The 19,970-nt window shown below is 59.5% G+C and carries 19 protein-coding genes and 1 pseudogene; 10 read left to right on the plus strand and 10 right to left on the minus strand.

The annotated features are described in order from the left end of the window. The first annotated feature begins 66 nt into the window (after nt 1-66). Together ypfJ and AB4N74_RS19850 are read left to right on the plus strand one after the other, a co-directional pair. Nucleotides 67-954 carry a KPN_02809 family neutral zinc metallopeptidase gene (gene ypfJ / locus AB4N74_RS19845; RefSeq protein ID WP_093434690.1) on the plus strand — a complete coding sequence of 296 codons (888 nt, stop codon included), beginning with the start codon at nt 67-69 and terminating at the stop codon, nt 952-954. Further along, nucleotides 955-1,908: an alpha/beta hydrolase family protein gene (locus AB4N74_RS19850; protein ID WP_460097003.1), complete on the plus strand. Its 954-nt coding sequence runs from the start codon at nt 955-957 to the stop codon at nt 1,906-1,908. A 115-nt stretch (nt 1,909-2,023) separates the two neighbouring features. Here AB4N74_RS19850 and AB4N74_RS19855 read toward each other — a convergent pair whose 3' ends face one another. The 3 genes from AB4N74_RS19855 to AB4N74_RS19865 all read right to left on the minus strand — a co-directional run bounded on the left by AB4N74_RS19855 (nt 2,024) and on the right by AB4N74_RS19865 (nt 4,164). Next, nucleotides 2,024-2,617, minus strand: coding sequence for an HAD family hydrolase (locus AB4N74_RS19855; RefSeq protein ID WP_099757247.1), 594 nt, complete (start codon nt 2,615-2,617; stop codon nt 2,024-2,026). After that, nucleotides 2,614-3,483, minus strand: a complete 870-nt coding sequence (gene tesB, locus AB4N74_RS19860; protein ID WP_003228466.1) for an acyl-CoA thioesterase II — start codon at nt 3,481-3,483, stop codon at nt 2,614-2,616. The genes AB4N74_RS19855 and tesB overlap by 4 nt, the downstream gene beginning before the upstream one ends. A 111-nt stretch (nt 3,484-3,594) precedes the next feature. Next, nucleotides 3,595-4,164 carry a GNAT family N-acetyltransferase gene (locus AB4N74_RS19865; protein WP_093434681.1) on the minus strand — a complete coding sequence of 190 codons (570 nt, stop codon included), beginning with the start codon at nt 4,162-4,164 and terminating at the stop codon, nt 3,595-3,597. A gap of 82 nt (nt 4,165-4,246) precedes the next feature. Between AB4N74_RS19865 and AB4N74_RS19870 the strand changes: the two genes are divergently transcribed. Next, a complete protein-coding gene (locus AB4N74_RS19870) occupies nt 4,247-5,167 on the plus strand; it encodes a histone deacetylase family protein (protein ID WP_460097006.1) in 921 nt (306 codons plus the stop codon). 281 nt (nt 5,168-5,448) lie between these two features. Next, nucleotides 5,449-6,684, plus strand: coding sequence for a TIGR03862 family flavoprotein (locus AB4N74_RS19875; RefSeq protein WP_460097008.1), 1,236 nt, complete (start codon nt 5,449-5,451; stop codon nt 6,682-6,684). A gap of 234 nt (nt 6,685-6,918) precedes the next feature. Here the strand turns inward: AB4N74_RS19875 and AB4N74_RS19880 are convergent, their stop codons facing one another. Together AB4N74_RS19880 and yedA are read right to left on the minus strand one after the other, a co-directional pair. Next, complete coding sequence (locus AB4N74_RS19880; RefSeq protein ID WP_093434676.1) at nt 6,919-8,256, minus strand: DEAD/DEAH box helicase; 1,338 nt, start codon at nt 8,254-8,256, stop codon at nt 6,919-6,921. 52 nt (nt 8,257-8,308) lie between these two features. Then, nucleotides 8,309-9,244 carry a drug/metabolite exporter YedA gene (yedA, locus tag AB4N74_RS19885; RefSeq protein ID WP_460097010.1) on the minus strand — a complete coding sequence of 312 codons (936 nt, stop codon included), beginning with the start codon at nt 9,242-9,244 and terminating at the stop codon, nt 8,309-8,311. Nucleotides 9,245-9,407: 163 nt separating this feature from the next. On the opposite strand from yedA, the gene AB4N74_RS19890 reads away from it, so the two are divergent. Then, a complete protein-coding gene (locus AB4N74_RS19890; RefSeq protein WP_099757250.1) occupies nt 9,408-9,863 on the plus strand; it encodes an Lrp/AsnC family transcriptional regulator in 456 nt (151 codons plus the stop codon). A 153-nt stretch (nt 9,864-10,016) separates the two neighbouring features. Here AB4N74_RS19890 and AB4N74_RS19895 read toward each other — a convergent pair whose 3' ends face one another. Further along, complete coding sequence (locus AB4N74_RS19895) at nt 10,017-10,529, minus strand: BRO-N domain-containing protein (protein WP_460097012.1); 513 nt, start codon at nt 10,527-10,529, stop codon at nt 10,017-10,019. A 450-nt stretch (nt 10,530-10,979) separates the two neighbouring features. Here AB4N74_RS19895 and AB4N74_RS19900 point away from each other — a divergent pair, with 450 nt between their 5' ends. Next, entirely contained in the window at nt 10,980-11,984 is a 1,005-nt protein-coding gene (locus tag AB4N74_RS19900) for a hypothetical protein (protein WP_212620987.1), read from the plus strand. A 33-nt stretch (nt 11,985-12,017) separates the two neighbouring features. After that, nucleotides 12,018-12,092 (plus strand): annotated as a pseudogene (locus AB4N74_RS19905) (Lrp/AsnC family transcriptional regulator); the annotation flags it as partial. A gap of 129 nt (nt 12,093-12,221) precedes the next feature. Here the strand turns inward: AB4N74_RS19905 and AB4N74_RS19910 are convergent. From AB4N74_RS19910 to AB4N74_RS19920, 3 genes are all read right to left on the minus strand, one after another. Then, complete coding sequence (locus AB4N74_RS19910) at nt 12,222-12,827, minus strand: 3'-5' exonuclease (RefSeq protein ID WP_077574644.1); 606 nt, start codon at nt 12,825-12,827, stop codon at nt 12,222-12,224. Between the two features lie 41 nt (nt 12,828-12,868). Continuing rightward, complete coding sequence (locus AB4N74_RS19915; protein WP_003228475.1) at nt 12,869-13,348, minus strand: LabA-like NYN domain-containing protein; 480 nt, start codon at nt 13,346-13,348, stop codon at nt 12,869-12,871. 138 nt (nt 13,349-13,486) lie between these two features. Continuing rightward, nucleotides 13,487-14,242 carry a DUF2076 domain-containing protein gene (locus tag AB4N74_RS19920; protein ID WP_460101196.1) on the minus strand — a complete coding sequence of 252 codons (756 nt, stop codon included), beginning with the start codon at nt 14,240-14,242 and terminating at the stop codon, nt 13,487-13,489. A 178-nt stretch (nt 14,243-14,420) separates the two neighbouring features. On the opposite strand from AB4N74_RS19920, the gene AB4N74_RS19925 reads away from it, so the two are divergent. The 3 genes from AB4N74_RS19925 to AB4N74_RS19935 all read left to right on the plus strand — a co-directional run bounded on the left by AB4N74_RS19925 (nt 14,421) and on the right by AB4N74_RS19935 (nt 17,222). After that, nucleotides 14,421-15,095 (plus strand): YciC family protein, encoded by a 675-nt coding sequence (locus tag AB4N74_RS19925; protein WP_093434664.1) that lies wholly within the window; start codon nt 14,421-14,423, stop codon nt 15,093-15,095. Between the two features lie 75 nt (nt 15,096-15,170). Then, the gene (locus AB4N74_RS19930) at nt 15,171-16,250 is read left to right on the plus strand and encodes an endonuclease/exonuclease/phosphatase family protein (protein ID WP_460097014.1); all 1,080 of its coding nucleotides are present in this window, start codon (nt 15,171-15,173) and stop codon (nt 16,248-16,250) included. Between the two features lie 51 nt (nt 16,251-16,301). Then, nucleotides 16,302-17,222 (plus strand): hypothetical protein, encoded by a 921-nt coding sequence (locus tag AB4N74_RS19935; protein ID WP_460097016.1) that lies wholly within the window; start codon nt 16,302-16,304, stop codon nt 17,220-17,222. 67 nt (nt 17,223-17,289) lie between these two features. On the opposite strand, the gene hrpB is transcribed toward AB4N74_RS19935, so the two are convergent. Next, a complete protein-coding gene (gene hrpB / locus AB4N74_RS19940) occupies nt 17,290-19,809 on the minus strand; it encodes an ATP-dependent helicase HrpB (protein ID WP_460097017.1) in 2,520 nt (839 codons plus the stop codon). Nucleotides 19,810-19,970 lie beyond the last annotated feature (161 nt).

Raw genomic sequence — 19,970 nt, forward strand, 5'->3', positions numbered from 1 at the left:
GGACTGGCGCCACACTCACACAACAGCAACACTCATCACCACCCGATACACACAGAGGATTCCCACATGCTATGGAAAAAAGGCCGACGCAGTGACAACGTCGTCGATGCCCGTGGTGATGATGCCGGCGGTGGCGGCGGCATGCGCTTCGGTGGCGGCAAAGGCCTGAGCCTGGGGGCGATTCTGCTGATCGTCGGCATTGGCTGGATCACCGGGCAGGACCCAATGCAGATCCTCGGCCAGCTCGCCGGGCAATCCACACAACAATCTGCATCTACTTCGCAAACCCGCCAAGCGCCGCCGGCCAATGATGAACAGGCCGAATTCGTCCGCTCGATCCTTGGTGACACCGAAGACACCTGGGGCGCGATTTTCCAACAGGCCGGGCGCCAATATAAAGATCCGACCCTGGTGCTGTTCAGCAATCGGGTCAATTCCGCCTGCGGTCTGGCGACCTCGGCCACTGGCCCGTTCTATTGCCCGGCGGACCAGAAGGTCTACCTGGACATGGCGTTCTTCCAGGAAATGTCGCAACGCTTCAAAGCGGCCGGCGACTTCGCCCAGGCCTACGTGATCGCGCATGAAGTCGGACATCATGTGCAGACGCTTCTCGGCGTCTCGGCGAAAATTCAGACAGCTCGCCAACAAGGTCGGCAAATGGAAGGCGACGGCGGTTTGCTGGTGCGTCAGGAATTGCAGGCCGACTGCCTCGCCGGCGTCTGGGCCTACAGTGCGCAGAAGCGTTTGAACTGGCTGGAACCGGGCGATATCGAAGAGGCCTTGAATGCGGCCAACGCCATCGGTGATGATCGCCTGCAACAACAGGGTCAGGGCCGTGTGGTGCCGGACTCGTTTACCCACGGTACGTCGGCGCAAAGGGTGCGCTGGTTCAAAACCGGATTCGCGCAGGGCCAGGTCGGCCAGTGCGACACCTTCGCGGCGAAAAACCTGTAAATGCATAAATGGCTTTTGGCGTTACTGATCGTTGGCAGCACTGCGCAAGCCGCCGGTGTCGATGCGATCAGCCCCGGTCGTTTGCAACTCAAGGCCGGGGAAATGGCGGTCGGCATTGGTCCTGCGCCGGAGAAGATCGAACGGGTGCTGATCGTCATTCATGGCCGGTTGCGCAACTCGGAAACCTATCGCAAAAGCGCCGAGAGCGCCGCCGAGCTGGCGGGACAAAGTGCCCACACGCTGGTAATCGCGCCGCAGTTCCTCAATGAAAGCGATGTCGCGCTGTACTCGCTCCCCGCCACGTTGCTGCGCTGGCAAGGCAACGAGTGGATGGGCGGCGGCTTATCCACAGGGCCGAATCCTTTGAGCTCCTATGCCGCGCTCGATGAGATCGTTGGACGGATCAGCGACCGCAAACAGTTTCCCGACGTGAAGCAGATCGTGATCTTCGGTCATTCCGGCGGTGGCCAGGTGGTGCAGCGCTATGCCCTGCTGGCCAAGGATCAGCCTGCGTTGAAGGCCAACGGCATTCGCTTGCGCTACGTGGTGGCCAACCCGTCATCTTATGCCTACTTCAATGAACAACGGCCGGTGGCGTTCGATCACGCCAAATGCGCGGGTTTCAATCGCTGGAAGTACGGTATGTCAGACATGCCGGTGTACGCCGGTGGGCAAACGCCGTTGCAGCTTGAGAGCAGTTACATCAAACGCGAGGTGATTTATCTGCTTGGACAGCAGGACGTCGATCCCAAGCATCCAGCGTTGGACAAGCGCTGTGAAGCCGAGGCGCAAGGTGCGTATCGCCTGGAGCGTGGGAAGTTGTACTTCGGCTATTTGCTGCGTCGGCATCCGGAAGGGGTGAATCAACGATTGGTTGAAGTGCCCGGGGTCGGGCATAACGGCGATGGTATGCTGACCTCGCCGGAGGGGCAGAAGGCGTTGTTCGATCAGTAAACTGTTTGGCGGATTTTATGCCCTCTTCGCGAGCAAGCTCGCTCCCACATTTGGAATACATTTCCCTGTGGGAGCGAGCTTGCTCGCGAAGAGGCCAGTTCAGGCAGCAAGGATTTCAGGCCAGCAGCATCCGCCGCAACTCGACACAATCCTTCGCATGCCAATCGGCCAACTCGGGCCACGGGTTTTCCGGCAGATTAACCAACACCGTCCACGCCCCCGCCGCTCGTCCGCAATCCAGATCAAAGCGGTAATCACCGACCATGACCATATCGCTGGCCGGTACTTCCCAGGCGTCTGCCAGTTTCAGCAAGCCACCCGGATGCGGCTTCGGCGGCGCTTCATCGCGGCCCAACACATCGTCCACCGCAAAACAGTCGGCGAGGCCAATCGCTTGCAGCGTCACATGCGCCAGTTCCCGCGCGTTGCGGGTGAGGATGCCGAGGCGATAACCGCGTGCGTGCAGATCACGCACCAGCTCCACCGCGCCGGTGGCCGGGGTCGAACCCAGCGCCAGATCCCTTTCGTGTTCCAGCAGCCAGGCGTGTTTCGCCGCCGCTTCATCCGCCGGCAACGCGGCGAGATGAGTGAGGATGTCGTCCTCCGGCGGAATCGCCAGCGCCACGCGAATCGCCGCAAAATCATGCACAGCGACGGTCAACGTGCCGTCCATATCGAACACCCAGTGCTTGACCTCTTTCAGACTCATGCCCAGTCCTTGCGATGGCGGATCAGGCCTTCCTGCGTCACCGAAGCGACCAGTTGCCCGGCGCGGTTGTACACGCTGCCACGGGAGAATCCACGGGAATTGCCGGCCCACGGACTGTCCATCGCGTAGAGCAACCAGTCATCGGCGCGCAGATCGTTGTGGAACCACAGCGCGTGATCAAGGCTGGCGACCTGCATGTCTTTCTGCCAGACCGATTTGCCGTGGGGCAGCATTGAGGTGGTCAACAAACCGAAGTCCGAGGCGTACGCCAACAAGTATTTGTGCAGCGCCGGGATGTCGGCCAATGCGCCGTCGGCACGGAACCAAACATATTTGACCGGATCGGCCGGCTGCGGGTTGTACGGGTCCTTTTCGGTGACCGGGCGCACTTCGATCGGTTTCGGGCACAGCAGTTTTTCACGCATGTGTTCCGGAATCAGGTGCGCGCGTTGCTGGGTCAATTCCAGCTCCGACGGCAGATTTTCCGGGCCGACCACCACCGGCATCTGGCTCTGATGTTCGAAGCCTGCCTCGTCGTATTGAAACGAAGCGCTGCAGGTGAAAATCGGATGGCCCTTCTGGATTGCCGTGACGCGACGAGTGCTGAAACTGCCGCCATCGCGCACGCGATCAACCGAGTAGACCACTGGCAACTTGGCATCGCCCGGACGCAGGAAATAGCCGTGCATCGAGTGCACATGTCGCGCTTCTTCAACGGTCTGACTGGCCGCCGACAGCGACTGACCGAGCACCTGACCACCGAACAACTGACGGAAACCCAGATCCTGGCTACGGCCACGGAACAGGTTTTCTTCGATCGGTTCCAGGGTCAGCAAGTCGACCAGATCTTCCAACACTTGGCTCATTCAGACTCTCCTCACACAAAGCACTATGCCGCGCAGTCTTGGCTGCGGCGGCCGATTCAGATTCTGGCGCGGGCCAATGATATGGCGGCCATTGTAAACGTCCGTGTCGGCTTATCCATGCAAGGTTTGCAGCCATTGTTCCCGAGTAATGCGGTACAGCAGATGCCGTCTTAGCGGATGATCGACCGCAAGCTTGGGGTGATCAAAATCATCTTCCGGGGCGTGATGCATGCCGATCGCCTGCATGACTTTCTCTGAGGGCAAATTGGATTGCGCGGTGAAGGAAACGATTTCCTTCAATGCCAACCGATCAAAGCCGCAACGCAGAGCGGTCCACGCTGCTTCGCTGGCGTAACCCAGGCCCCAATGTTCCTTGGCCAGGCGCCAGCCGATTTCCACTGCCGGGGTGAACGGCGCATCGAAACCAACCACGCCGAGCCCGGTGAAACCAATAAATTCGCCACTGTCCTTGCGCTCCAGCGCCCACAAGCCGAAACCGTGCTCGGCGAAATGCCCGCGCACGCGACCAATCATCGAAGCGCTTTCCAGTCGGCTCAATGGTGTCGGGAAGTAGCGCATCACTTGAGGATCGGCGCACATCGCGGCAAATGCCGGCAAATCCTCGTCCTGCCACTGACGCATCAGCAAGCGCGCGCTTTCAAGTTCCAGTATCGGCTCCATCATGCCCCTCCGTTTCCATGCCGCAAGTCTACATCGCTGGTAGGATCCTTCACTCTTTCCTACGTTCCTACATGAAACCGCCATGCCACTGCCGCTGATCTACCACGAAGACTACAGCCCCGAGTTTCCGGCGGATCACCGCTTCCCGATGGACAAGTTTCGTCTGCTGCGCGATCACCTGGTCGACAGCGGTTTGACCCGCGACGCTGATCTGCTGCGCCCGGATATCTGCCCCAACGACATCCTCGCCCTCGCCCATGACCATGCGTATATCGAACGCTATATGAGCGGCGAGTTGTCCCGCGAAGACCAACGGCGTCTGGGTCTACCGTGGAACGAAGCCTTGGCACGGCGTACGGTACGGGCGGTCGGCGGTTCGATTCTGGCCGCGGAGAAAGCCTTGGAGCATGGGCTGGCCTGTCACTTGGCCGGCGGCACTCACCATGCGCATTACGACTACCCGGCGGGGTTCTGCATTTTCAATGACCTGGCGATCATCAGCCATTACCTGCTGCAAAGCGGCCGGGTGAATCGCGTGCTGATCTTCGATTGCGATGTGCATCAGGGTGACGGCACCGCGCGGATTCTGCATGACACGCCGGAGGCGATTACGGTTTCCCTGCACTGCGAGAAGAATTTTCCTGCACGCAAGGCGGAAAGTGACTGGGATATCCCGCTGCCCAAGGGCATGGGCGACGCTGATTATTTGAAAGTGGTCGACGACACACTCAATTACCTGCTGCCGCTGTATCAACCGGACCTGGTGCTGTACGACGCCGGAGTCGATGTGCACAAGGACGACGCCCTCGGTTATCTGCAACTGACCGACGCAGGCGTCGCTGCCCGCGACGAAAGCGTGATGCGCCATTGCCTGGGCCGCGACATTCCGGTGATGGGCGTGATTGGCGGCGGTTACAGCAAAGATCGCCACGCCCTCGCACGCCGCCACGGCATCCTCCATCACAGCGCCCAACGGGTCTGGCAGTCACACGGTTGTCATTGAGTTATGCTGCGTTACCCACAATCGCTGTGGAACGGCCTGTGGATAACCTGAGTGAAAGGGACTGCAGGCCATACCAGTTATGGCCTGCAGCGCACTGATCATTTTTCAACCAACATTTCAAGCCAATCCGAATCCCTTGTAGGAGTGAGCCTGCTCGCGATAGCGTCAGCACCTTCAACATTAACTTGGCTGATACACCGCTATCGCGAGCAGGCTCACTCCTACAAAAGATCTCGACTGTTAGAATGCGCGCCTTATCCCGCCATACCGCAGCGCTCACCATGACCCAGAACTCCGCCTCCTCCCCCGCTCACGTCGCCATCATTGGCGGTGGCCCCGCCGGCCTAATGGCCGCCGAAGTGCTGAGCCAGGCCGGAATCCGCGTCGATCTCTACGACGGCATGCCCTCGGTGGGCCGCAAGTTCCTGCTCGCTGGCGTCGGCGGCATGAACATCACCCACTCCGAAGCCTACCCGGCGTTCCTTTCACGCTACGCCGAGCGCGCCCCGCAAATCGCGCCGTTGTTACGCGGCTTCGACGCCGATGCGTTGTGTAAATGGATTCACGACCTGGGCATCGAAACCTTTGTCGGCAGCTCCGGCCGGGTTTTTCCTACGGACATGAAAGCCGCGCCACTGTTGCGCGCCTGGCTCAAGCGCCTGCGTGACAGCGGCGTAGTTATCCACACCCGCCATCGCTGGCTCGGTTGGGATGCACATGGCGCGCTGCGCATCGACAGCCCGGAAGGTGAAATCACCGTCAAACCCGATGCCACGCTGCTTGCCCTCGGCGGCGGCAGTTGGTCGCGCCTCGGTTCCGACGGTGCGTGGATGCTCGCCCTGGAGCAACGCGGTGTAGGACTGGCGCCGTTGCAACCGAGCAATTGCGGCTTCGAGGTGCAGGCCTGGAGCGATTTGATGGTGAGCAAATTCGCCGGCGCACCGCTGAAAAATATCGCCATCGGTTTGAACGACGATGTACCGCGTTTGGGCGAATGCGTGATCACCGCGACCGGCATTGAAGGCAGTCTGATTTATGCGCTGTCGGCGCCGATTCGTGAGGCGATCAACCAATATGGCGCGGCGTTTGTTCACATTGATCTCTTGCCCGGCCGACCTGTGGATAAATTGCAGGCAGCGTTGAGCAAACCACGCGGTTCGCGGTCGATGGCCAAGCATCTGCACAGTCAGGTCGGGATTGATGGGGTGAAAGCGGCGTTGTTGCGCGAGTTGACTGATGCGGCGACGTTTGCTGATCCGGCGCTGTTGGCTCGGGCGATCAAGGCGTTGCCGCTGACTCTGGTCAAAACGCGGCCATTGGACGAGGCGATCAGCAGTGCCGGGGGCGTGACGTTCGAGGCGATGGACGAACGCTTGATGATCAAGGCGTTGCCGGGGGTGTTCTGCGCGGGCGAGATGCTTGACTGGGAAGCGCCGACGGGCGGGTATTTGCTGACGGGGTGTTTTGCCAGTGGCCGGGCGGCGGGGTTGGGAATTGTGCAGTGGCTGAAAAGCTAAACCCTCACCCCAGCCCTCTCCCAGAGGGAGAGGGAGCCGACCGAGGTGTCTGGCGTCCAACATCGACCTGAAACACCGAGTCGATTATGGATTCGGCCAGCCAACCGAAGTGTCTGGCGAAACTCTGTCGATTATGGATTCACAACAGAAGAATCAGGTCGGCGTACTTCGGGAGCATCCCCCAATCAGTCCCCTCTCCCTCCGGGAGAGGGTTAGGGTGAGGGGCTTTTGACCTTAAGGCTTGCGCTTACGCGGTCCAGTGTTAAACACCGGCACCTTGCGCACAGGCTTGACCGAAGGCTCCGGCGCCTGCGTCTCGCCGCTGTCGACCCACTTGCCCAGATTGCGCTTGCCGCCACCACCGGAAGCCTTCGGCTTCTTCGGTTTTTTCGGCTTCTTGATCACCTGACCGCTGGCATCGGTGTCCGGCACGCGGTGCTCCGGTTCGAAATCTGGCTCGTTCTGACGTTTCAAGGTCTGGCGCGTCAGCATTTCAATCGCCGACAACATGTTCACTTCATCCGCGCACACCAGCGAGATCGCCTCGCCCGTCGCGCCAGCACGACCCGTGCGGCCGATACGGTGAATGTAGTCTTCAGCCACGATCGGCAGATCGAAGTTGATCACCAGCGGCAGATCTTCGATATCCAGGCCCCGCGCCGCAACGTCAGTTGCCACCAGAATCTGCACTTCACTGAGCTTGAAACGATCCAGCGCACGCTGACGGGTCGCCTGAGGTTTATCACCATGGATACCGTCGGCATTCACGCCCAGACCCTGAAGTTTTTCCACCAGCGCATCGACACCATTACGGGTCTTGGCGAACACCAGCACCTGCTTCCACTTGTTCTTGCGCATCAGGTGCACGAACAGTTCGGCCTTGCGCTTCTTGTCCACCGTGACGATCCACTGCTTGACCGTATTGGCCGCGACGTTGCGCGGGCTGACTTCGACGGTCAGCGGATCGTTGAGCATCTGCCCGGCGAGCAGGCGGATGTCATCGGAGAAGGTTGCGGAAAACAGCAGGGTCTGGCGCTTTTTCGGCAGCATGCGGTAAATGTTCGCCAGTTCTTCGGAGAAGCCCAGGTCGAGCATACGATCGGCTTCATCCAGCACCAGAGTCTGCAACTGATCGAGTTTCAGCGCGTTCTGGCGGAACAGGTCGATCAGGCGACCGGGCGTGGCGACCAGCACATCGACGCCGCCGCGCAGCTTCATCATCTGCGGATTGATGCTGACGCCGCCGTAAACCGCATAGGTACGCAGCGGCAGGTTTTCGGCGTACTGACGCACAGACTCATGAACCTGCTCGGCCAGCTCACGGGTCGGCACCAGAATCAGTGCACGCGCCGAGTTGGCAGCGACTTTCGGCCCTTCCATGGCCAGCAACTGCAGCAGTGGCAAGGCGAAACCGGCGGTTTTGCCAGTGCCGGTCTGAGCGGCTGCCATCAAGTCACGACCGGCCAGCACGGCCGGAATGGCTTGCGCCTGAACCGGCGTCGGGGTCTGGTAGCCGAGCGTCTCGAGGGAGCGCAGCAAGGGTTCGATCAGGCCAAGGGTGGCGAAAGTCATGGGAGTACCGTAGGAAAAAATAACGCAGGCATGCAATGCCGCGCAGTTTACCCTAATTCGTACGCGTTTCTGTGGGAACGGCTGTCGGCGCCACGACTGGCGGCTGTGCCGGACGGCGCCACTGTGGCAGTCCGATCAACACCACCGCGCTGATGATCACCAGCATCGCCAGCGCTTCTTCGATGCCGATGGTCTCGCCGACAAACACAATCCCCAGCAATACCGCGACCGCTGGGTTGACGTAGGCATAACTGGTCGCCGCCGCTGGACGCACGTGCTTGAGCAAATACATATAAGAGTTGAAGGCGATGATCGATCCAAAGAAGATCAGGTACGCCAGCGCCAGCCAGCCTTCAACTGGCGGCATTGCTTGCAGACGCTCGCCACTGACGGCGCTGCCGATCAGCAGCACCACACCGCCGACCAGCATTTCCACCGCGCTGGCCATCGCGCCCTGTGGCAACGGCAAATGTCTGCTCCACACCGAACCGAACGCCCAGGTTGCCGCCGCGAAAATCAGCAATGCTGCGCCCAGCGGACTCGATTGCAGGTTCGAGCCCATGTTGAGCATGGCAATACCAACAATCCCCAACGCCACCCCGGCCCACTCCAAGCGGGTATTGCGCGCTCCCCAGAAATAGCCACAGAGCAACGTGAACAACGGCACCGTCGCCACCGCCAATGCCGCCACACCCGAAGCCACGCCCGTGTGCTCGGCCACGCTCACCGCGCCATTACCGAAACTGAGCAGCAAAATCCCGATGATCCCCGCCGCCTTCCACTGCGCCCAGGTCGGCGCCGGTGCCCCGCGCCAGCGCAGGAAGGCGTACATCAGGCTGCCGGCGATCACGAAGCGCACCCCGCCGAGCATCAGCGGCGGCCAGTATTCGATGCCAATTCGGATCACCAGATAGGTCGATCCCCAAATCACGTACAACGCAAAAAACGCGGCGATCAGCGGCAAGGAAAAACGGCGCAAGGCAGGCATGGGCAGCTCGAATGTCAGGCTCTCGGGATTAGTTATTCTAGAAAGGCTTGCGGGCAAAAATAAGTTACAAAACCTGTTTATAGGGCCGGTACACTTTTGAAAGAACGGAGATCGTCGGAATAAACCGGGATTTCGAAAGTCTGGCATTTTCAGGAGTCCGGCCTTGGACAAATACGACCGCATGCTGCTCAGCGCCCTGCTGGAAAACGGCCGTGCGTCCTACGCCGACCTGGCGCGCAAAGTGAACCTCTCCGCCCCGGCGGTGGCCGAGCGCGTGGCCAAGCTTGAAGCTGCCGGGGTAATCACCGGGTATGAAGCGAAAATCGACCTGTCGAAAATCGGCCTGCCAATCCAGTGCATGATCGAATTGCGCCTGCACCAGAACGGCAGCCAGAAGGTCTACGACGAACTGGTGAAAATCCCGCAACTGACCGAGTGCTTTCGAGTCACGGGCGATCCGTGCGTGATGATGAAGGCCGCGGTGGGGTCGATGACGGAGCTGGAGGCGTTGATCAATCGGGTGGCGAAGTTTGGCTTCAGCAAGACCTCGATTGTGTTGTCGAGCGCGATCGAAAAGCGCGTGCCGTTAGGCCAGATCGAAGGCAACGGCAAATCCTGAGAACGATGATGCCCCCTGTGGGAGCGAGCCTGCTCGCGAAAGCGGTGTATCCGTCGATAAAAATTTTGGCTGACACACCGTCATCGCGAGCAGGTTCATAACTCATTCATCCGATCAAAAATCAACTTTCTATCCTGAAACAACTAGCGGCCTTCATCTGTAGCTGGCCCCTTCCTGAGTCAACATGTACGGCATGTCTCGCATGCGTATCCATGGCTCATTGCGCCAGTGCAGAAGTCTCAACGTTTCCCCGGCACACCTGATCAAGCGCAAATGTGGGTCTGGAACTGACTTCGAGTTCTGACGAAGCATTGGCACAATCTCGTGAGTCAGCCAACGACGCAGATGACGGTTCTCTGGGGAATAGTGATACACCAGCATTGCGTAAACCCCTGACTCGCTCAGCATCAAAAACTCTTGAGCGCCATCATTACCTGACAGATGCATCATCCGCCGCTGATCCTCATCCAGCTTGAGCACTTGCCGCGCATTGATTTCCAGCCCCATGAGACGACCGATGTCTCGGGCACAGAACCAAGCCTCCGCATGTTGCAGAGTAGCCCTCAGTTGAATGTGATGACGGATGAACAATTGGGGTTGTATGAGCGGCTCACCAGGGATTGCTGAACCGAAATTTTCTGAGTGCGCGGGAACAACCTTGACCATGACAAATCTCCTTGGAACATCGGAGCTGCCCGCATCACTTGCAGATGATGGGTGGCAGCTGTGCGCGGGTCTGCAAGACCGAGTAGGAGACCTCGGCAGACCCGAAGGTCTCCCGCACACAGCTACCATAAATCGATAGTCGCTAATTGAAGCGACGCGATTATAGGTTTGCCAGTGGTCTCCTAACAAACTATCGGCGGGCTTGCAGTCCCGATCGCTGAATTTGCAGCGACACACAGAGGTTATCGGCGGGGTTATCTGAGCTCAAGACGGATTCCCCCTAAACTTCAGTAGGATGCTTCGCCAACCCATACACGTAACTAAACAACCCGATTACACGAGACTTTTGGTCGATGGACGCCACCCAACGCAGCAGCTAATGTCCTGACTATGCCGCGAACCGGCCTTCTAAAAAAATAAAGCCCCGTTACAAATGAGAGGAACTCAGAAATGACTTGGAAGGGAACCCTACGCTCGATGCAGGCGTCAGCCAGGAGAGCTGAGCGCAACTCGAAGCGGCGCCAACGCGAATTGCAGGTACGTCAGAAAGAATTCGCAAAAATGGAGGCTCTTGAGCAGGCAGCGTACGAAGTTGAGGTCTATGAAAACCACATAGATTTGTTGCTTTCCGTGCATAAAGATTGTGGCGAGATAATCGACTGGAGTGAGTTCGCAAATCAACTGCCACCGATCAAACCCGAAGCGCTCAATACCCATGAAAACCAGGCAAGGGCAAAACAATCCAGTTACAAGCCTGGTTTCTTTGCGCGCACCTTGAAACTTGAGGCCAGGCAACGCAAAAAAATTGAATTAGCCATTCAAGCAGCGGTTGCCAAAGATACGCAGCAGTTAGCTCAAGAATTAAGCGAGTGGGAAGCGCAGTATCAGGATTGGAAAGTAGATCACGAGCTTGCGTTGGGAATACTCGCTGGTAATGCCCAATCGAAAATTGATGCAGTCCTGCGAGTGGATCCGTTCACGGATATTTCGCACTTGGGCACGTCAATTAATTTCTCGGTTGCCGAAACTGGCATTCTCGAATGCACGCTCTCGGTACACGGCATCAAAGTGATCCCTCAAGAAATCAAGTCACTACTACAGAGTGGAAAACTGTCAGTTAAAAAAATGCCGATCAGCAAATTCAATGAGCTGTTACAGGACTACGTATCCAGCTGTGTTTTGCGCGTAGGCCAGGAACTGCTGAGTATTCTTCCCGAACGACTCGTCATTGTTACGGCGGTTGACTCTCTTCTCAACTCCGCAACCGGCCATCTCGAAGATCAGCCGATCCTCAGCGTCGCGCTTGCACGCGAGACGCTATTCAAACTCAACATGCAAAGCATCGATCCATCCGATTCGATGAAGAACTTTGTACACACGATGAATTTCAAGAAAACAACCGGATTTATGCCGGTGGACAAGGTTGATAGTCAACAATTCGCCAGTCTGGCCTGACGCGAAAAGATCGCAGCCTTCGGCAATTCCTAGACGTTGATTGTGTTGTCGAGTGCGATCGAAAAACGCGTGCCACTCGGCCATATCGAAAGCAACGGCAAAGCCTGAGGACGATGATGCCCCCCTGTGGGAGCGAGCTTGCTCGCGAAAGCGGTAGATCAGTCACATTGAAGTTGAATGACACACCGCATTCGCGAGCAAGCTCGCTCCCACAGGGGTTCTGTGTTGGGCTTGGGATCAGCGGTAGCGCTGCAGGTGTTCGCTGACTTTCGCGGCCGGGACTTTTTGCAGTTTGCACAGCAGGTCATGCGATAACTCACTGACGCCGTGCTTGTGCCGTAACTCATCCGCCAGATGCGCCATCAGATTGGCCGCCATCTCGGCATCGGCCATGGCCCGGTGAGCCTGCCCCGTGTGCGGCAGGCGCGCAAACGTGGTCAGCGTACCCAACTTATGATTAGGCGCGGCCGGCATCAGCCGCCGTGCCAGCAGCAGCGAGCAGGCAAAGTTCTGCAACCGCGTGCGCTTGATCCGCCCCAGTTCAAAGTCCCAGAACTTCTGGTCGAACGAGGCATTGTGCGCGACCAGCGGCGTGCAACCGACAAACTCATTGACCTCGTTCATCACCTGCTCGGCCGAGGGCGCGGTGCGCAACATGGCGTTGCTGATGCCGGTCAGTTGCTCGATGAACGCAGGGACGCGTACGCCGGCGTTCATCAGGCTCTGGTAACGCTCGACGATGCGGCCGTTTTCCAGCATGACCACAGCGATTTCCGTGGCGCGGCAGTTGCTGTTCGGCGACAGGCCAGTGGTTTCAAAGTCGATGACTGCAATGCGTTCCAAACCGGGTTCAACTCCGTACAAATCAATTCTTCAGTAACAGCTCAATTCTTCAACAACAGTGCGCCTTCAATCGGCACATAACGGCTGGCGGCGCGGATCAGCGAGTTGGCGGTCAGGCCCGGCACGCCATAGGCGACCGCTTGCACGCCGTGCTTGTTGATGATGCGTTCGAGCAGCATGTCGAAATCGCCGTCACCGGAAGCCAGGACGATTTCGTCGACGTGGTCGGCGGCGTCCATGATGTCGAGGGTGATGCCCACGTCCCAGTCGCCCTTGGCCGAGCCGTCGCTGCGCTGGATGTAGGGCTTGAGCTTCACGGTGAAACCGAGGTTGCGCAGGATCTGCTGGAACTGTTGCTGTTTGCTGTCGCCACGGTCGATCGCATAGGCGTAGGCCTCGACGATCTGCCCGTCCTTGCTGATGTCGGCCCACAATGCGGCGTAGTTGAAGTGACAACCATAAGCCTGACGCACGGTGTAGTAGAGGTTCTGCACGTCGGCGAACACTGCGATTTTTTTCACCGGAGTTCCTGTGGGCGCGCAAGCGCACGAAGCGGGATCAGGCGCCAGGCCCGAAAAAGGCGCTCAGTATGCCAGCCATCAGGAGGGTTCCGCGAATAATCGGCCCGGAGCCCTCAGGGGCTCCGGACGAATGGTGAGTCAGACGAAGGAATCGTCGTCATCGAAGAACGATAAGTTGTCGTTGCCGTAGTCGGTGTCGGTGAAGCCGCCCTGGTCATTGCCAGAGAAGCCGTTATCGGCCACACGCGGGTCATCGCCCCAACCGTTGTTGCTCTGGTCGGCGACCTGCGCCGGCTCTTCCTTGATCACTTCAACGATTTCTTCCGGCTGCTGGTTGTGATGGAACAGGCTGCTGATGCCCTGCGCCAGCATCACGCCACCGGCCACACCGGCGGCGGTTTTCAAGGCACCGCCGAGAAAGCTGCTGCCGGCTGCCGGAGCGGCTTGTTGCGCATAGTTAGGCGGCGCTGCGCCGAAGTTCTGTTGTGGCGCGGGGGCCGCGTAATTCTGTTGCGCTGCCGGTTCGCGCCAGCCGCCAGTCGAGGCTGGGGCGCTCTGGGTCGGCGCCGGACGCGGGCTGCCACCAAAAATGCTCGACAGGAAACCACCGCCGCCGCTCGGCGCCGGTGCGGCACTCTGCGCCTTGGCCGCTTGCAACTCGGCCTGCAACTGCTGGACTTGCCGGGTCAGTTGCTTGTTCTGCTCGTCGAGGCTCTTGAGCGCTGCCTCTTGCACCAGAATCGCCTGGGTCATGAAATAACCTGCCGCCGGCTGGCGGGTCAGGTGTTCCTTGATCCGCGCCTCGGCCTGGGCGTCGCGCGGGGCTGCCTCCGTTTCGGCCTGTTGCAGCCGGGAAAACAGTCCATCGATCAGGGTTTGCTCTTCGCTGTTCATGGCGACCTCGTAGATTGCCGGGGATAACATTGCCCTCGTCCACGTTGGCCGAGGTGCTCTCCTGTAATGGAGACGGCGACAAAACGTTTCAATGACCTTTACCGAATGTTTACGTTTGTGTCGCGCCAGCCATCATCGGTTAAAGTGAGCCACTGTTTTCGACCTGCGATACCGACTGATGAATGCCCTCGAAGTGCTGCGCGACTCTCTGTATTTTTTCAAACGCCATTTGGGCAGCATCGTGCGGTTGTGCCTGCCGCTGGTGATTTTCGAAGCATTCCTGCAACAAGTGGTCGATCACGCCAGCGGGCCGGATAACATCTCGGCGATCAGCATCGTCGTTGGTCTGTTGGTGTATCCGCTGTACACCGCCGCACTGATCCTCTTTCTCGATGCGCGCAGCCGTGGCGAGGCGCCGCGCAACCGCGACCTGCTGGCGATGGCCGCCACCCTTTGGCCGCGCTTCGCGTTGCTCACGGCGCTCAATACCTTGCTGATTCTGCTGGGCCTGTCGCTGTACTTCCTGCCGGGCCTGATGCTGATGGTGATGCTCGCGTTCGGCGAATACCTGCTGGTGCTGCGTGGTATGGGGCCTTTGCAGGCGATGAAGGAAAGCCTGCGCCTGACCCGCGGGCATTTCTGGCGGATCCTGCTGTGCATTCTCTGCGTGATGACGCCGCTGTGGTTGCTCAAAGGCGCGACACTGGCGGTGTACCCCGAGCCGCAGAATCCTGTGATCGCCATTCTGATCGACAGCGCTCACAGCTTCCTGCAACTGTTCACCAGCGTGGTGCTGTTTCGCCTGTTCATGCTGATCAGCGAATTGCCTGACAAACGCGACAGAGCCATCTGAGCGCACTGCGCTTGGGCTTCGAGACGACCGTCAGGTATGCTCGGGGCCACTTTCTGTAACGCTATAAGCCGAGCCATGACCCGTCTACTGCGCTACACCCTGTTGCTTGTCGTGCTCGCCATCATCCTGATCGGCGGGCTGCTGTTCAGCCTGACCTGGCGCCCCGACGCCCGCGAAACCTTGCCGGTCAGTTGCACCGCCACAACGCCGACGCTGGTGCCCGGGCAGGCGCTGAAAGTCATGACCTGGAACGTGCAATACCTGGCCGGCAAACGCTACGTGTTCTGGAATGATCTGGCTCAGGGCGATGATGAAGCGCCGACGCTGGAAGACATGGCCTTCAGCCTCGACGAAGTGGCGCGAGTGATCCGCGACGAGCAGCCCGATCTGGTGCTGTTGCAGGAACTCGATGACGGCGCCAAGGCCAGTGATTATCAGGATCAGCTCAAACTGTTGCAGGAACGGGTCGCTGACCTGTATCCGTGCAGTGCCAGTGCGTTCGACTGGAAGGCCGAATTCGTCCCCGACCCGCACATTTACGGCAGCGTCGGCCGGCAACTGGCGACCCTGAGTCGCTACCGCATCGAACACGCAGAACGCCTGCAATTGCCGGTCGCTGCCGCCAACTTCATCAACCGCCAGTTCCAGCCGAAAGACGCCCTGCTCGCGACCAAACTACCCCTGAGTGACGGCGGGCAACTGACCGTATTCAACACCCACCTTGAACGCTCCAGCCAACCGGGTGACACCGCGCAGGCACAATTGACCGCCGTAGCCAAAGTGCTCGACAAGTACGAAAGCCAGGGCCTGCCGTGGCTGATCGGCGGCGATTTCAATCTGTTGCCGCTCGGCCAGTACCGCCGCCTGCCTGCCGAACAGCGCACGCCCTACTCCGCCGACAGCGAACTGCATCTGCTGTGGGACAAGTACCCGATGATCCCGACCAACAACGAAGCCAGCGGCATCGACCGTGCGCGTTGGCTGACCCACTACCCCAACGACCCCGGCCTGAATGGCCCGGATCGCACGGTCGACTATCTGTTTTACAGCCCGAAGATCAAGCGGGTCGAAGCAAGGGTGCGCCAGGACGACACGTTGCGCATCTCCGATCACCTGCCGGTGATTGCGCGCTTCCTGCTGCCGGCGGCGCCATAGGCTGGGCCGAGGATCATCGCCCCGTCGCCCGAATTGACGATATGGAATCCCATGAAAATCTTATTGGTGTGCAAGGACATTGGTGGTTACGCGCGCAAACTGGCGGACTATCTGATGATCGACAACGACGTGTGTTTCATCGATACGTCATCGATGCAGAACAGCTTTGATCAAGCGCCGAAAATCCTGCGCCGCCCACTGAGACGCTGGGCGCAGATACGCCTGTTCAACAAAGCCATCGCTGCGCATGGACGTTTCGATGTGGCACTCATCATCAACCCGGCCCAGATCGATGCAAACCAGTTGGCCGCCGGACTCAAGGTCTCCGACCACAAGATCGCCTACCTCTACGACAGCTTCAGTCGTTGGCCGATGACTCGCGAAGCCCTTACCGGTTATGACGAGGTGTTTTCCTTCGACCCGGAAAATGCCGAAAGCTACGGGCTGAAAAAACTCTACAACTTCATTTACGACGACTACATCGCGGACGGTGAGCCCGGTGAGTACTCGGCGTTTGTGGTGATGGCGGGCAAGGATCGGGTGCCGGCACTTGCCGGTCTGGCCGAGGAATTCGATCGCCTCGGGCTGACCGATTACAAGTTTCTGGTTCAGTCCAAACCGGTTCAGGGCGCGCATCCGGGCATCACCTTTTTCGAGCAAAGAATGTCGCTGGAGTCGGTAGGGGAGCTGGTCAAGCGCTCACGGATCATTCTCGACATTGCCAAGCCCGGTCAGGCGGGATTGAGTTTCCGGTTCTTCGAAGCCATGGCCTCACGGAAAAAAGTCATTACCACCAACCAGGGCGTGGTCGACTATGACTTTTACAACCCGGCGAACATTTTGGTCATTGATGAGGCTAATCCGGTGATTCCGGAACGGTTCATTACTGATCCGTATGTCGATGTGCCTGAGCACATCTACCAGAAGTACACCTTGCAGGGGTGGGTCAAAACGGTCTTTTCGCGTTCATGAAATGACATCGCAGGCAGCCCCACCACGAAACCCTGTGGGAGCTGCGCAGGCTGCGATTTTTTACTCTTCAGGTGCCGCGCGGTTTGGCCCGTGCAGTCGCCTCGGCCACCAGCGGATCATCCGGCCAATAATGCTTCGGATAGCGACCCTTCAAATCCTTTTTCACCTCGGCATAGGTGCTGCGCCAGAAGTTGGCCAGATCCTGCGTCACCTGCACCGGTCGCCTTGCTGGCGACAACAGATGCAACTTGACCACCTGCCGCCCGCCGGCAATGCGCGGGGTATCGGCTAGCCCGAACAACTCTTGCAAACGCACCGCGAGAATCGGCGGAAACTCGCTGTAGTCCAGACGAATCGACGACCCCGACGGCACACTCAGATGATGTGGCGCCAGCTCATCGAGCTTCTGCGGCAGCGGCCATGGCAGCAGATTGCGCACAATGCTCGACAGGTCGAGGTTGGCAAAATGACTGAGCCGCGAGACCTTGCCCAGATACGGCATCAGCCAGTCTTCGAGGGTGTTCAGTAATGTCGCATCGCTGACATCCGGCCACTGACTGTCGTCCTGATGGTTCAATTCCAACTGGCGCAACAACGCCACCCGCGCCTGCCACTGACGCAATTCCGGCGTCCACGGCAACAGCTCCAGCCCCTTGCGCCGCACCAGATTGACCAACGCCTGACTGCGCGCATTTTCATCAAGACCGGTCAACGGCTCACGGCTGAGAATCAACTCGCCGACCTTGCGCTGGCGCTCGGCGCGCAGCACGCCTTCGCGCTCGTCCCAGTCGAGTTGATCAACGTTGCGCACCTGTTCGGCGAGCACCGAATCGAACAGCGCCGGATCGAAATCCGCCGCCAGATAAATGCGTTCTTCGCGCTGGCCCTGACGGCTGCCGAGGTCGGCAATGACGATCCACGGCTCTTTCATCAGGCTGTCGGCTTCGGCGAACAGCGCCGCGCGACCGTTGGCCAGACGATATTCGGCGCCACCGGCACGCCGCTGTTGCGCGACGCGATCCGGGTAGGCCAGCGCCAGCAAGGCGCCGAGCCAGCGCGGATGATCGGGATCGCTGACCGGCTCGCTCGCCTTGCCGCGCAGATAACCGCGATATTGCCGCGCCAGTTGCCGGGCGCGCTGCACACCACCCTGCGCACCGCGAGCGGCGCGTTCTTCGCCGGATAGCAGGACCAATCGACTGTGCAAATCCGCCCCGGCACCGCGCAAGATATCGCGCTCGCCCAGCAGCGCGGCGACATCGCAGGCCATGGTCGCCAGCCCCAGCGCCTGACCGCGCAGGAGCAAATGCCCGATGCGCGGATGCGCCGGCAACTCAGCCATGGCCTGACCGTGAGTGGTCAGCGTTTCCCCTTCCAGCGCACCGAGCCGTTGCAGCAAATCCTGCGCCTGTGCATAAGCCGCCGCTGGCGGAACATCCAGCCAGACCAGTTCACCCGGCGTGACACCCCAGCGCCCCAATTGCAGAGCGAGGCTGGCGAGATCCGCCGAGAGAATTTCCGCACTGCCATAAGCGGCGAGTTGTTCGTGCTGATCCTGCGACCACAAGCGATAACAAACCCCCGGTTCCAGTCGCCCGGCGCGGCCCGCACGCTGAGTGGCGCTGGCCTTGGAAATCCGCTGGGTATCGAGGCGGGTCATGCCGCTGCCGGGGTCGAAACGCGGCACCCGCGCCAGCCCGGCATCAATGACTACGCGCACGCCGTTGATGGTCAAACTGGTTTCGGCAATATTGGTCGCCAGCACCACTTTGCGCTGGCCGGTCGGCGCCGGGTCGATGGCGGCACGCTGGGCGTTGAGGTCCAGTTCGCCGTGTAATGGGCACAGCAAAACATCGCTGCGCTCACCGATGGCGTCGGCCAGTTGTTGATGGACGCGACGGATTTCCGCCTGCCCCGGCAGGAACACCAACAGGCTGCCGGTTTCGTCATGCAGCGCTTCGAGCACGGTTTGCGTAACGCGCTGATCGATGTACTCGCCGGGCTGATACGGCCGGCCCCAGCGCATCGTCACCGGGTACATGCGGCCTTCGCTGCGCAGGATCGGCGCGTCATCCAGCAACCCGGCCAGACGCTCGCCTTCCAGCGTGGCCGACATCAGCAAAATCTTCAGCGGCTGTTCAGCCCGGAACAGCTCGCGACCGTTCAGACTTAAGGCCAGCGCCAGATCGGCGTCGAGGCTGCGTTCGTGAAATTCGTCAAAGATCAGCAGGCCCACGCCGTCCAGCGCCGGATCATCCTGTAAACGGCGGGTGAGAATGCCTTCGGTGACCACTTCGATACGCGTATTGGGGCCGACTTTGCTGTCGAGACGAATGCGATAACCGACGGTTTCACCGACCTTCTCACCCAGTTCACTGGCCAATCTTTCTGCAGCTGCACGCGCGGCGAGACGGCGCGGTTCAAGCATCAGAATGGTTTGCCCGGCCAGCCACGCTTCATTCAGCAAAGCTAACGGCACACGTGTAGTTTTACCGGCGCCGGGCGGTGCTTCGAGCACGGCTTCGTGGCGTGTCGCAAGGGCTTCACGCAGGGCGGGTAAAACATCATCGATTGGCAAAGAAATCATGCTGGCTCCCCAGGGCGTGCCCACAGTAAATTGCGAGTCGCGTTAAAGTTGTGAGCGTGCCAGGCAAGGCGCGGGACGCAGGTAAGGGTCGTTTCCTTGCCAAGTCCCGCAACGCAGCACGGCGCGCTCACAGCTTTAGCCCGTAGGGCCGAACCCCGATA

This window comes from Pseudomonas sp. H3_C08, from assembly GCF_054669455.1.